This window comes from Streptomyces sp. NPDC038213, assembly GCF_055600495.1.
On the sequence record NZ_JBVJYM010000002.1, the window covers coordinates 474,923 to 488,101 of the forward strand.

Consider the following 13,179-nt stretch of genomic DNA (forward strand, 5'->3'; position numbering starts at 1 on the left):
GATGAGGCCGTACCCGCGCCCACCGCCGGGGCCGGATCCGCGCCGGTCGCCGAAGCCGGTGCGGCCGCGACCCAGGCCGCGACCGAGACCGATTCCGCGACCGCGGCCGAGACCGCGACGGCGGCCGAAGCCGGTGTGACCGAGACCGCCACCGAGACCGAGACCGCGGCCGAAGCCGCGCCCGAATCCGCGCCCGCCGCCGCAGGCGACCGCACCGTACAGAAGGGGGCGGCCGATGCGCTCGCCGAAGCTCGCCGCTCTTGAGCTGAAGAGGTTCGCCCGGGGCAAGATGCCCCGCGCCGCCCTCGTCGCGCTCCTGCTCCTGCCGCTGCTGTACGGCGCGCTCTACCTCTGGTCGTTCTGGGACCCGTACAGCCGCCTCGACAAGGTGCCCGTCGCCCTGGTCAACGCCGACAAGGGCGCCGTCGTCGACGGCAAGCGCGTCACGGCCGGGGACGAGATCACCAAGGGGCTCCGCGAGAGCCGGACCTTCGACTGGCGGGAGGTGGACGCCGACGAGGCCCGCGAGGGGCTGGAGAAGGGCCGGTACTACCTGTCCCTGACCATGCCGGAGGACTTCAGCACCCGGATCGCCTCCAGCTCCGGTGACTCCCCGGAGACCGGCGCCCTCCAGGTCCGTACGAACGACTCCAACAACTACGTCGTCGGCTCCATCTCCAAGACCGTCTTCTCCGAGGTGCGGGCCTCCGCCTCCTCGAACGCCTCCCGGGGCTTCCTCGACAAGATCTTCATCTCCTTCTCCGACCTCCACGGCAAGACCCAGGAGGCCGCCGACGGCGCCACCCGCCTGAGCGACGGCATCGGCGAGGCCAAGAAGGGCTCCGAGAGCCTGGCCAGCGGCCTCGGCACCGCCAAGGAGAAGACCGGCGAGCTCGCCGGGGGCCTGCGCAAGCTGGACGCGGCCGCGGGCCGGCTGGAGACCGGCGCCCGCGACGTGGCCGGCGGCACCCAGAAGGTCGCCGACAAGGTCACCGGGGCGGCGGACCGGGCCCGGCCGTTCCTGAAGGAGAACGCCCAGCAGATCGCCGACACCGCCGCGGTCGTCGCCGACACGGCCGCCACCGTCCGCAAGCACCTCGACGAGATCTCCGGGGCGGCCGCCGCGGCCGACGAGAAGGCCAAGGCCGCCTCCGCGAACCTGGACACCGCGTACGGCGAGCTGTGCACGGGCGGCGAGGCCCCGCAGGGCTGCACCGCCCTGAAGAAGGCCAAGGACGCCGCCGCGGAGGCCGCCGGGCTCACCGGCAAGGCCGCCGACCGGGTCTCCGCCTCCAACGGCAACCTCGACAAACTGGACTCCCAGCTGAAGAAGCTGGAGCGGCAGGCCCGCGAACTGGCCCGCAGGGCCCCCGGGCTCGCCGACGACCTGGACGCGGCCGTCGCCGGGGTCAACGCCCTGAACAAGGGCGCCCACAAGGTCGCCGACGGCATGGACCAGCTGCACGCCGGCCTGTCCTCCGCCGCCTCCGGCTCCGCCGGCATCGACAGCGGCGTGGGCAAGCTCGGTGCGGGCGCCCGCAGCCTCGACGGCGGCATCTACAAGCTCGTCGACGGCTCCGGCGAACTGGCCGGCGGGCTCCACGACGGCGTGGACCGCATCCCCGACTACGACAAGCAGCAGCGCGAACAGCGCACCGAGGTCATGGCCGACCCGGTCCAACTGGCCGCCCAGTCCCTGCACAAGGCCCCGAACTACGGCACCGGCTTCGCCCCGTACTTCATCCCGCTGTCCCTGTGGGTCGGCGCGATGGTGGCGTACATGCTGATCCAGCCGATGAACCGGCGGGCGCTCGCCGCGGGCGCCTCGGCCTGGCGGATCGCCCTCGCGGGCTGGCTGCCGGTCGCCGCCCTCGGCACCCTCCAGGTCTGCGCCCTGATGTCCGTCCTGCACTGGGGACTCGGCCTGGAGATGGCCCGGCCCGCCGGGACCGTCGCGTTCCTGGTCCTGGTCACCGGCTGCTTCGCGGCCATCGTGCAGTGGCTGAACGCCAAGTTCGGCGCGGCCGGCCGGATCCTGGTCCTCGCCGTGCTGATGCTCCAGCTGACCTCGGCGGGCGGCACCTACCCGGTGCAGACCAGCCCCGGCTTCTTCAACGCCCTCCACCCCTACCTGCCGATGTCGTACGTCGTCGAGAGCCTGCGCCGGCTCATCACCGGCGGCGACCTCACGCCGGTCTGGCAGGGCGCGGTGGTCCTGGCCGCGTTCACCGCCGGAGCCCTGGCCCTGACCGCCCTCGCCGCCCGCGGCAAGCAGGTATGGACCATGGACCGGCTGCACCCCGAACTGAGCCTGTAGACCTGTGAGAATCAGCGCCATGGAAAGCAGCGGCAGCGCAAGCGCCACCAGCTCCGGCAGCGGCACCGGTACGACGCGACGCCAGGCCACCCGGCAGAAGCTCTACGAGGCGGCCGTCACCCTCATCGCCGAACAGGGGTTCTCGGCCACCACGGTGGACGAGATCGCCGAGCGGGCCGGGGTCGCCAAGGGCACGGTCTACTACAACTTCGCCAGCAAGACCGAGCTCTTCGAGGAGCTGCTGAGGCACGGGGTGGGCCTGCTGACGGCCTCCCTCACGGACGCCGCCGAGCGCACGGAGGCCCGCGGCGGCACCCGGGTCGAGGCCCTCGACGCCATGGTCCGGGCCGGGCTGGAGTTCATCGCGGCCTACCCGTCCTTCACGCAGCTGTACGTCGCCGAGCTGTGGCGCACCAACCGCGCCTGGCAGTCCACCCTCATGGTCGTCCGCGGCCAGGCCGTCGCCGTGATCGAGAAGGTGCTGGGCGAAGGGGTCGAGCGGGGTGAGCTGAGCCCGGAGATCGACGTACAGCTCACCGCGGCGGCGCTGGTCGGGATGGTGCTCGTCGCCGCCCTCGACTGGCAGTCCTTCCAGCGGGAGCGGTCCCTGGACGACGTCCACTCGGCGCTGTCGCTGCTGCTGCGGGGGCGGGTCGGCGGGGGCTGACACCCCTGCCGCCGCGGGCCGACACCCCCCGGTCGGCGGTGCCGCCGGACGGGGGCGGGCGCGTAGAACTGAGTATCCGTACCTAGACGCAGAGATGAGTAGGTACGCGGATGGGCTCCCGCCCGCGCAGACGGGAGAGTGGTGCCAACGGAAAAGGGGCGCCCGTCCCGCACCGCCGACACGGGGCGGCGGTGCGGGACGGGCCGCCCTGCCGTCGGGGCCCGGGGGACCGGGCCGGGGGAAACGGGGATCCCGTGACACAGGGATCCCCGGCGGGGGAGCGGCGGCCGGGGCAGTCCGGCCGCCGGGGGAGGGGCCGCACGGTCCGCCGGACGCACAGCCGGCCGGGCCGGGCCCCTGCCCCGCCGGTGCGGCCCCGACCCGCGGTCGCGCCGCACCGGCGGCCCCGTCCAATGGCTCCGCCCCGCGGCCCCGCTGCACTGGCGCCCCCGCGTAGGGCTGCTCCGGAGCCGCGGGCCCTTGCCTGCCCCGCCGTGGCGTCTCGTGCCGTGCAGTGCCGCTGCGCGGGCATTCCCCCACCCCGCCCCTTCCCGAAACCGGGGCTCGGCCCCGGGCCCCCGGCAGTGCCCCCGGGCTTCGCCCGGGGAACCCCTTCGGGGGGCCGGGGGCGGCCCGGGATCCGTGCGCTGCCGCGCACGGTGCGCTCAAACGCCGCGCGGGCTGGATGTGGCCGCTGCGGGCGGGACGGTGTGCGTGTCGCCTGGTGCCCCGCAGTGAACTCTCCAGCCCGCCAGCCCGCCAGCCCGCCAGCCCGCCAGCCCGCCAGCGTGATGGCCACCCGCCCCGTCGGCGTTTGAGGCGCCAGGTGTGGGGCGGAGGCCCGTGGGCCGGGGTCAGCCTCGGTGGAGGAGGGTGCGGGTGCGGGTAGTGATGGCTGCGGCCAGGGCGGTGCGGCGGTCCGTGGCGGCCCAGACGAAGCGGACCGCCGAGCGCGGCGCCAGCCGCGCCCGCAGGCGGGGCCAGCGGGTGAGGGCGGCCAGCAGGGCGGCCCGTACCAGCAGGACGTCCTCCCGCAGGCCGGCCACCGGCGGAGCCGCCGGTGCGTACAGCGTCCGCTCGACCGCCCCGGCCACCCGGTGCACGGCCTCCGCCGCCCCGGTGTCCAGGCCGCCCAGCCGGACGATCCGCTCGGCGGCCCGCCGCGGGGACAGGGCCTCGTCCGGGGTGATGCCCACGTCCCAGGCCGCGTCCGTCAGCTCCTCCCAGACGGCCAGCACGTGCCGGGCGGAGGGGGAGCCGGCAGGGGAGGGGTCCGGCTCGTGTACGGAGGCGGTCGCGGACGCCGGGGCCAGGCGCCTTCGGCGGACGGCGAGCCGCCACAGGTACGGGAGGAGCAGCAGCAGGACCGCCGCCGCCGTCACGGCGAGTACCAGCAGCGCCGTCGCCCACCAGGGCGTGCCCGTGTCCGCGGCGGCCGCCCCGGCGCCCGCGGTGGGCCCGCAGTCGCCCAGCCGCCGCATCTGCGCGGTGCACGCGGCGGAGGCCGACGGCGCGGGCGCCGCCGCGCTCGGCTGCCCGGCGGACTGCTCCGGTGCGGGGCCCGAGGTCCGGCCCGGGGCGGGCTCGGCCACCGTGTAGCCGGGGGTGCTGCCGCGGGTCGGGGTGGGCTCGAAGCGGGTCCAGCCGACGCCCTCGAAGTACAGCTCGGGCCACGCGTGCGCGTCCCGCAGCCCGACCGACATGGTGCCGTCCGGCTGCTTGGTGCCCGGGGTGAAGCCCACGGCGACCCGCGCCGGGATGCCCAGTTCGCGGGCCATCGCGGCCATCGAGAAGGAGAAGTGGACGCAGAAGCCCCGCTTCTCCTGGAGGAAGCGGACGATGGCCTCCGAGCCGGTGCCCGAGGACACGCTCGTGTCGTACGCGAACCCGCCCTTCGAGGCGAACCAGTTCTGGAGGGCCACCGCGCGCGCGTAGTCCGTGTGCGCGCCCTTGGTGACGTCGCGGGCGGTGCGCCGCACCACCTGCGGCAGGTCGTCGGGCAGCGCCGTGTACTCGGCCACGACGGCCTCCGGTGCCGGCGGGGCCGCCGCCAGCTGCTTCGCGGTCGGCTGTACCAGCAGGCTGCGCACGGTGTACTGCGCCCCGCGCGTGTCCTGCTTGCGGTCGCCGACGAGGGTCCGCCCCTCCGGTTCGAAGCGCCAGTCCCCGCCGATGTCCACCCGGGTTGCCGGATAGGGCAGGGGCAGGTACGTCTGCCCGTACCAGCCCGCCGCCGACAGGCTGGTCCGCACCTCGGTGGTCTTGACCCCGGTGCTCAGCCCGGCCGGTGCCGGGAGCTCCTCCGGGACGTCCGTGATCTTCCGCTCGGAGGTCCGCCAGGAGGTGCCGTCGAAGGAGTCGAGGGCCACGATCCGCAGGTACTGGCCCGTGACCTCGCTGCTGTCGGTGCGGTAGCGCAGCACCTCGCGGTTCTCGGGCTGGTTCAGGTTGCTCTTGAGGGACACCAGCGGGTTGACGGCGGAGATGGTGCCGCCGCCGAAGCCGCCGCCCCCGCTCCCGCCGCTGCCGCCCAGCGCCCCGCCCTCCAGGGCGGGCAGCAGCAGCGGCACGGCCAGGGCGATGCCGAGGGCCGCCACGCCCAGGCGGCCGCCGGTGCGGGCCGGGGCGGGACCGGCCGAGGGGCCGCCGGTGCCGCGGCCGCCGCGCGGGGCGCCGCCGAAGACCCGGCCCCACTGGGAGAGCCGGTCGCGGCTCTCGGCCAGCAGCAGCAACAGGTACCCGGAGGCCGCCAGCACGAAGTACACCCAGTGCGCGCCGCCCGCGGTCAGGCCCGCGGCGACCGAGTACAGGGCGAGCAGCGGCAGCCCGGAGGCGGCCGCGGTGCGCATGGTCACCGCGAGGAAGTCCACGAGCAGCCCGATGACCAGCACGCCGGAGACCAGCAGCAGGCCGATCCCGTCGGTCAGCGGGGCCGGGGAGGCGTAGTGCGCCACGTCCTCGACGCCCTGCGCGTACTGGTCCGCCAGCTCCCCGAGCACCCCCGGCCCGGGCAGCACGCCCGCGAGGGCGCGCTCCCCGGCGTACAGCAGGGTGATCAGCAGCAGGGAGGCGAGCAGCTGGCACAGCACGGTCAGCGGGCGGGCCAGCGGGACCCGCCGGGTCAGCGCGCCCACCCCGCTCTGCACGCCCAGCAGCAGGCCCGCGCGCAGCAGCCAGCTGTCCGGGTGCACCAGCGGCATCATCGAGCAGGCCGTCAGCAGGGTCGCCAGCAGCGCGAACAGCGTCAGTCTCGCCCGGCCGCTCATGCCCAACCCCCCGGGGCGCCCGCGGCGCCCGATGCTTCCGATGCGCCCGTCTCCGGGCCGTACCCGCCGTAGTGGTCCCCGCCGCGGCCCGCCGCGCGGCCGCCGGTCGCGCTGCCCGCCGCCTGCCGCCAGAGGTCGGCGAAGGCCGCGCCGGGCGGTACGGGCACGGCGGCCCAGCCCGTCTCCTGGAGCTGCCGCAGCCGGTCCGGCCCGCCGCCCTGCGCCGGTTCCTCCGCGTCCGGGGCCGCGGCGGCCCAGGTCCCGGAGTCCAGTACGAAGGCCACGGCGGCCCCGTTGCGCCGCCGGGCCTTCGCCAGCAGCGCCGCCTGGGACGCGTCGAGATCGCCGAAGAAGGCGATCAGCAGCCCCTCCTGCCCCGTGCGCAGCACGTCCGCCGCGCGCGAGAGCCCCGCCCCGTCGGAGTGCCCGACCACGGCGAGGGTGTCCATGATCATTCCGGCCGTCTCGGCCGTCTCGGCGCCGCCCGCGGAGAATCCGCCGGCGCCCTCGCCGCCCGCGCCGGTGCAGTCGCCGGTATCGGTCAGCAGCCGGACCGCGTACCCGCGCTCCAGCAGGTGCACCAGCGCGGAGGCGGCCGCGGACACGGCCCACTCGAAGGCCGAGTCGGGGCCGGCGCCCCGGTAGGCGGCCCGCCGGGTGTCCAGCAGCACGGTGGCCTTCGCCCGCTGCGGCTGCTCCTCGCGGCGCACCATCAGCTCGCCGTAGCGGGCCGTGGAGCGCCAGTGGACCCGGCGCAGGTCGTCGCCGTAGCGGTACTCGCGCGGGATCACGTCGTCGTCCCCGGCCAGTGCGAGGGCGCGCTGGCGGCCCTCGCCGTAGCCCCCGGCCTCGCCGGCCAGCCGCACGGGCGGCAGCGGCTCGGTGCGCGGGACCACGGTGAGGGTGTCGTAGGCGCTGAAGGAGCGGGTCAGCTCGACCATCCCGAAGGGGTCGCCGAGCCGCAGCTGGAGCGGGCCCAGCGGGTAGCGGCCGCGCAGGTCGGAGCGGACCCGGTACGAGACCTCGCGCTTGCCGCCCGCCTCGACCCGGTCCAGGACGAAGCGGGGCCGGGGCCCGAGCACGTACGGCACCCGGTCCTGGAGCATCAGCAGCCCGGTGGGCAGCCGGGAGACGTTGTCCATGCGCAGCTGCACCCGGGCCTCGGCCCCGGCGGGCACCCGCGCGGGGGTCAGCCGCCGGCTGGAGGAGACCCGGTAGCGGGTGCGGTGCAGGGCCAGTGCGCACAGCAGCGGCAGTACGGCGAGCAGGACGCCGACCCGCAGCAGGTCGCCCTGCCCGAGCACGTACGCGCAGACGGCCGCCGCGGCCCCCGCGGCCAGGAAGGAGCGGCCGCGGGTGGTCAGCCCCGACAGGGCCGTCCGCAGACCGGTGCGCTCCCCGGCGTCGCGGTCGGCGGCCGCGGGGCGCACCCCGGCAGCCATCAGAACCCCCGGACGCCCGGCGCGCGCTCGCCGTGCCCGGCCGGGGCGCCGATGCCCCGGGCGCCCGCGGTCGGGACCGGCGTGCGCTGCAGGATCTCGGCGACGACCTGCTCGGCGGTGCGGCGGTTGAGCTGGGCCTGCGCGGTGGGCAGCAGCCGGTGCGCGAGCACCGGGGCGGCCAGGGCCTGGACGTCGTCGGGCAGGACGTAGTCCCGGCCGGCCAGGGCCGCGGAGGCCTTGACCGCGCGCAGCAGGTGCAGGGTGGCCCGGGGGGAGGCGCCGAGGCGCAGGTCGGGGTGCGAGCGGGTGGCGGAGACCAGGTCGACGACGTAGCGCCGGACGGGCTCGGCCACGTACACCTCGCGGACCGCGTCGATCAGCTTGACGATGTCGTGGGCGTGCGCGACGGGCGCGAGGCCGTCGAGCGGGGAGAGCCCGCCGTGCACGTCGAGCATCTGGAGCTCGGCCTCGGGGCTGGGGTAGCCCACCGACACCCGGACCATGAAGCGGTCGCGCTGGGCCTCGGGGAGGGGGTACGTGCCCTCCATCTCGACCGGGTTCTGCGTGGCCACCACCATGAAGGGGCTGGGCAGCTCGTAGGTCTTGCCGTCCGTGGTGACCTGGCGCTCCTCCATGGACTCCAGGAGGGCGGACTGGGTCTTCGGCGAGGCGCGGTTGATCTCGTCGCCGATCACGATCTGGGCGAAGACCGCGCCCGGCTTGAACTCGAACTCCCCGCGCGCCTGGTCGTAGACGCTCACGCCCGTGATGTCCGAGGGCAGCAGGTCCGGAGTGAACTGGATCCGCTGCACCGAGCAGTCGATGGACTTCGCCAGGGTCTTGGCCAGCATGGTCTTGCCGACGCCGGGCACGTCCTCGATGAGGAGGTGGCCCTCGGCGAGCAGCACGGTCAGCGCGAGCCGAACGACCTCGGGCTTGCCCTCGATCACGCTCTCCACCGACCGGCGCACCCGGTCGGCAGTGGTGGTCAGATCAGCGAGGCTCGCTCGATCGTCATAGGTCGTCACCCGGCCCTCCTCGGCCCTTTCACTGGGCCGACGCCCGCTCGCGCTTGACCGGCCCACCCCGAAAACACAGGAGGCTGCGGGGGCAGGGACCCCCGGAACCTCAGGAACGCGGCGCGCCGGCCGGGCGGGATCGGAGATCCTCCCGGGAGGGCGCCACACCGCATTCTTGACGGCAGGACGCCCTTGTGTCACTCACGGGGCGGGATCGATCTCCCGCAGCAGCCCGGCGGCCGCGTCGAAGACGAAGCCTCGCACGTCCTGACCCTGGCGCAGGAGGGGGGAGGCCCGCACCCGCTGTACGGGACGGCGCGGGTGCCCGGGGCACCCCGGCTGGTCGTGAGCGACCGGACCGTGTCGGACCCGGACGGTCGTGCTCACCGTCGGGCCGGGCAGGTGCGGGGCCGGGCAAAGGGGGTGCCCGGACACCGGTGTGAGCTACCCCACAAGGGTGGGTGCACGGGGCCGGCCGGGTGATCCGCGGGGTTCGCCCGATCACCGCGAGCGGCCCGCACGGCACGCGGGCCGGATCGTTGACCGCGCCGACCCGTGGACTAAAGTGGCGCGAACCGGCCGCGGCCACGGGCCCGCCCCGTACCCCGGCCCCGACAACTTCCCGCGTGCGCGGCGCGTATCGCAGGTCGCGCCACTGTCTGAGAGGGCGCATGAGCGAGACTCGGCATGTCCCGGTGATGCTCCAGCGGTGCCTGGACATGTTGGCCCCCGCACTGGAAGGGCCCGGCGCCGTCGTCGTCGACTGCACCCTCGGCCTCGGCGGCCACAGCGAGGCCCTCCTGACCCGCTTCCCCGAGGCGCGGCTGGTCGCCCTCGACCGGGACAAGGAGGCCCTGCGGCTGTCCGGCGAGCGCCTCGCCCCCTTCGGGGACCGCGCCACCCTGGTCCACGCGGTGTACGACGAGCTCCCCGAGGTCCTCGCCCGGCTCGGCATCCCCCGGGTCCACGGGGTCCTCTTCGACCTCGGCGTCTCCTCCATGCAGCTCGACGAGGCCGACCGCGGCTTCGCGTACGCCCAGGACGCCCCGCTCGACATGCGCATGGACCAGACCACCGGCACCAGCGCCGCCGAGGTGCTCAACACCTACCCGCCCGGCGAGCTCGTGCGCATCCTGCGCGCGTACGGCGAGGAGAAGCAGGCCAAGCGGATCGTCTCCGCGATCGTGCGCGAGCGCGAGAAGGAGCCCTTCAGCAACAGCGCCCGGCTCGTCGAGCTGATCCGCGACGCGCTCCCGCAGGCCGCCAAGCGCACCGGCGGCAACCCCGCCAAGCGCACCTTCCAGGCCCTGCGCATCGAGGTCAACGGCGAGCTGTCCGTACTGGAGCGGGCCGTCCCCGCCGCGGTCGCGGCCCTCGCCGTGGGCGGCCGGATCGCCGTCCTGTCGTACCACTCGCTGGAGGACCGGCTGGTCAAGCAGGTGTTCGCGGCCGGCGCCACCAGCACCGCGCCGCCCGGCCTGCCGGTCGTGCCCGAGAAGTACCAGCCCAAGCTGAAACTGCTCACCCGCGGGGCCGAGCTGCCGACGGAGGAGGAGGTCGCCGAGAACCGGCGCGCCGCCCCCGCCCGGCTGCGCGGGGTCGAGCGGATCCGCGAGGAGGAACTGTGAGCGCCGCTCGACGACCGGGGTACCTGGAGGCACGGTGAGCAAGGGGGCCACGGCCCCGCGCGGGCGCGCGGGGCGGCTCGGGGGAGTCCTGAGGATCGGGCCCGCGGGCCCGCCGGGGGCCGCCCGGACCCCCTTCGTCCTGCTGGTCGTCGTGCTCCTGGCCGGCGGCCTCATCACCCTGCTGCTCCTGAACTCCGCGCTCAACGAGGGCTCGTTCCAGCTCAGCAGGCTGAAGAAGGAGACCACCTCCCTCACCGACGAGCAGCAGGCCCTCCAGCGGGACGTCGACGCCTACTCGGCCCCCGACGCCCTGGAGCGCCGTGCCCGCGAACTGGGCCTCGTACCCGGCGGCAGCCCGGTCTTCCTCGGCCCCGACGGCAAGGTCCACGGGGTGCCGAGCACCGCCGCGGCCCCGCCCGCCGCCCTCCCGCAGCCCGCCACCGCGCCCGCGGCCCCCGCCGCCCGGACCCCCTCCGGCGGCCCCGCCGCCCCGGCTGCCGACCCCGGCGCCGCGGGCCCGCAGCAGGGCTCCCCGCAGGACGGGCCGGCCGCCCCGCAGCAGGACGCGCAGTCCGCCCCGCAGCAGGCCCCCCGGGCCGGCGCGCAGGACGCCCCCGACCCGGCCGCCGTACAGGACGAGCCGTACGGACAGCAGGACCCCGCCCGCCGGGAGCCCGGCGGCGACCCCGCCCGGGACCCCGCCGCCGGCGCCGCCGGCAGCACCGGCACTTCCCCCGGACTCCCCTCCGGCCCCGACGCGAAACCCATCCCGAACCCCGGCAGGTGACGCCGTGACCGCCCCCGATCCCTCCCGCCGCGCGGGGCTCAGCCCCGCCCCGAACCGGCCCGGCGGCCACCGGGAGGCCCCGTGAGCCCCCAGGAGCCCCCGCGCCGCCGCCCGGTCCCCGGCCCCGGCCGCCCCCGCGGCGAGGCCCGCAGCCGCCCCGCCGCCCGCCCGGCCGCCCGGCCCGCGGCCCGCCGCCCCCGGCCCGCCCCCCGCGGCGGCGCCGGCATCCGGCTGGGCAGCCCCAGGCCCCGGCTGCGCCTGGTCGGACTCGGCCTGACCCTGGTCATGCTGGCCTTCGTGGTCCGGCTGCTCCAGGTGCAGGCCGTCGACGCCTCGGAGTTCTCCGCTCAGGCCGAGAAGAACCGGTACGCGAAGCACGTCCTGGCCGCCGAGCGCGGCCGGATCACCGACCGCTCCGGCATCGCCCTGGCCACCAGCGTCGACGCGTACGACATCACCGCCGACCCGACGATGTTCACGCCGAAGGAGAGCAAGGCCCCCGACGCCCCCGAGCAGGCCGCCGCCCTCCTCGCCCCCATCCTCGGCAAGGACGCCGCCGGGCTCACCGCCCGCCTGAAGACCCCCCACACCAAGTACGTGGTCCTGGCCCGCCGCCAGACCCCGCAGGTCTGGAACCAGATCAAGGACCTCAAGAAGGCCTTCGCCGACAAGGCCCAGGCCGACAAGCGGGGCAACGGGCCAGGCGCCAACGTCCTCGCCGGCGTCTTCCAGGAGCCCAGCAGCAAGCGGATCTACCCCAACGGCACCCTGGCCGCCGGGATAATCGGATACGTCAACTCCGAGGGCAAGGGCGCCGGAGGCCTGGAGTCCGCCCTCGACGAGAAGCTCGCGGGCCAGGACGGCGAACTGCGCTACGCCCAGGCCGGCGGCCGCCGCGTGCCCACCGCGGGCTCCCGCGAGAAGCCCGCCGTACCCGGCTCGGACATCGAGCTGACCATCGACCGCGACATCCAGTGGGCCGCCCAGAACGCCATCAGCGAGCAGGTGCGCACCTCCGCCGCCGACCGCGGCTACGTCGTCGTCCAGGACACCCGCACCGGCGAGATCCTCGCCATGGCCAACGCCCCCGGCTTCGACCCCAACGACCTCACCCGCGCCCGCTCCGCCGCCATGGGCAACGCGGCGCTCCAGGACGTCTACGAGCCCGGCTCCACCGCCAAGGTCATCTCCATGGCCGCCGTACTGGAGGAGAAGACCGCCCACCCCCTCACCCGGGTCACGGTCCCCAACCGGCTGCACCGCGGCGACCGCCTCTTCAAGGACGACATCGACCACCCGACCTGGTACCTGACCCTCAACGGGGTCCTCGCCAAGTCCAGCAACATCGGCACGATCCTCGCCACCGGGCAGCTCGGCAAGACCCAGTCCGACGCCAACGACGTCCTGTACTCGTACCTGACCAAATTCGGCATCGGGCAGCCCACCGGCCTCGACTACCCCGGCGAGTCCCGCGGCCTGCTCGCCAAGCCCCGCGACTGGTCCACCTCCCAGCAGTACACGATCCCCTTCGGCCAGGGCCTGTCCGTGAACGCCGTACAGGCCGCCTCCGTGTACTCGACCGTCGCCAACGGCGGCGTCCGCATCGAGCCCACGCTGGTCCGCGGCACCAAGGGGCCCGACGGCCGCTTCACCCCCGCCACCGCCCCCCACAAGACCCGCGTCGTCAGCGAGGCCACCGCCAAGACCCTCGCGCAGATGCTCGAATCGGTCGTCGACGACCAGGAGGGTACGGGCACCAAGGCCCGCATCCCCGGCTACCGGGTCGGCGGCAAGACCGGAACCTCCAACCGGGTGGATCCGGCCACCGGCCGCTACAAGGGCTACACCGCCTCCTTCGCCGGCTTCGCCCCGGCCGACGACCCCCGCGTCACCGTCTACTGCGCCATCCAGAACCCCACCAAGGGCAGCTACTTCGGCGGCCAGATCTGCGGCCCCATCTACAAGAAGGTCATGGAGTTCGCCCTCAAGACCCTCCGCGTCGCCCCCAGCGGCACCCCGCCCGCCGGCCTGCCGGTCACCTTCACCCCGTAAG

8 protein-coding genes and 1 pseudogene are annotated in these 13,179 nt (G+C 75.4%); 5 read left to right on the forward strand and 4 right to left on the reverse strand.

Annotated elements, in window-relative coordinates; translation table 11 throughout:
- The first annotated feature begins 235 nt into the window (after positions 1-235).
- Positions 236-2,317, forward strand: coding sequence for a YhgE/Pip family protein (locus ACZ7JZ_RS04870; RefSeq protein WP_470933201.1), 2,082 nt, complete (start codon positions 236-238; stop codon positions 2,315-2,317).
- Between the two features lie 19 nt (positions 2,318-2,336).
- On the forward strand, positions 2,337-2,984 hold the full coding sequence (locus ACZ7JZ_RS04875) for a TetR/AcrR family transcriptional regulator (RefSeq protein WP_470933203.1): 648 nt from the start codon (positions 2,337-2,339) through the stop codon (positions 2,982-2,984).
- 854 nt (positions 2,985-3,838) lie between these two features.
- Here ACZ7JZ_RS04875 and ACZ7JZ_RS04880 read toward each other — a convergent pair.
- The 4 genes and pseudogenes from ACZ7JZ_RS04880 to ACZ7JZ_RS04895 form a co-directional block, all read right to left on the reverse strand.
- On the reverse strand, positions 3,839-6,250 hold the full coding sequence (locus tag ACZ7JZ_RS04880; protein ID WP_470933205.1) for a transglutaminase TgpA family protein: 2,412 nt from the start codon (positions 6,248-6,250) through the stop codon (positions 3,839-3,841).
- Positions 6,247-7,692, reverse strand: a complete 1,446-nt coding sequence (locus ACZ7JZ_RS04885) for a DUF58 domain-containing protein (RefSeq protein WP_470933207.1) — start codon at positions 7,690-7,692, stop codon at positions 6,247-6,249. The genes ACZ7JZ_RS04880 and ACZ7JZ_RS04885 overlap by 4 nt, the downstream gene beginning before the upstream one ends.
- Positions 7,692-8,720, reverse strand: coding sequence for an AAA family ATPase (locus ACZ7JZ_RS04890; RefSeq protein ID WP_470933209.1), 1,029 nt, complete (start codon positions 8,718-8,720; stop codon positions 7,692-7,694). Before ACZ7JZ_RS04890 ends, ACZ7JZ_RS04885 begins: the two co-directional genes overlap by 1 nt.
- A 192-nt stretch (positions 8,721-8,912) precedes the next feature.
- Positions 8,913-9,029 (reverse strand): annotated as a pseudogene (locus tag ACZ7JZ_RS04895) (carbonic anhydrase); the annotation flags it as partial.
- A 353-nt stretch (positions 9,030-9,382) separates the two neighbouring features.
- Here ACZ7JZ_RS04895 and rsmH point away from each other — a divergent pair.
- From rsmH to ACZ7JZ_RS04910, 3 genes are all read left to right on the forward strand, one after another.
- Complete coding sequence (gene rsmH / locus ACZ7JZ_RS04900; protein ID WP_470933211.1) at positions 9,383-10,339, forward strand: 16S rRNA (cytosine(1402)-N(4))-methyltransferase RsmH; 957 nt, start codon at positions 9,383-9,385, stop codon at positions 10,337-10,339.
- 34 nt (positions 10,340-10,373) lie between these two features.
- Positions 10,374-11,126 carry a cell division protein FtsL gene (gene ftsL, locus ACZ7JZ_RS04905; RefSeq protein ID WP_470933212.1) on the forward strand — a complete coding sequence of 251 codons (753 nt, stop codon included), beginning with the start codon at positions 10,374-10,376 and terminating at the stop codon, positions 11,124-11,126.
- Between the two features lie 81 nt (positions 11,127-11,207).
- A complete protein-coding gene (locus ACZ7JZ_RS04910; RefSeq protein WP_470933214.1) occupies positions 11,208-13,178 on the forward strand; it encodes a peptidoglycan D,D-transpeptidase FtsI family protein in 1,971 nt (656 codons plus the stop codon).
- Position 13,179 lies beyond the last annotated feature (1 nt).

What these genes read in the sequence shown, in the direction of transcription:
- ACZ7JZ_RS04870 (WP_470933201.1), top strand. Translation starts at nt 236, where the DNA reads ATGCGCTCGCCGAAGCTCGCCGCTCTTGAGCTGAAGAGGTTCGCCCGG.
- ACZ7JZ_RS04875 (WP_470933203.1), top strand. Translation starts at nt 2,337, where the DNA reads ATGGAAAGCAGCGGCAGCGCAAGCGCCACCAGCTCCGGCAGCGGCACC.
- ACZ7JZ_RS04880 (WP_470933205.1), bottom strand. Translation starts at nt 6,250, where the DNA reads ATGAGCGGCCGGGCGAGACTGACGCTGTTCGCGCTGCTGGCGACCCTG.
- ACZ7JZ_RS04885 (WP_470933207.1), bottom strand. Translation starts at nt 7,692, where the DNA reads ATGGCTGCCGGGGTGCGCCCCGCGGCCGCCGACCGCGACGCCGGGGAG.
- rsmH (WP_470933211.1), top strand. Translation starts at nt 9,383, where the DNA reads ATGAGCGAGACTCGGCATGTCCCGGTGATGCTCCAGCGGTGCCTGGAC.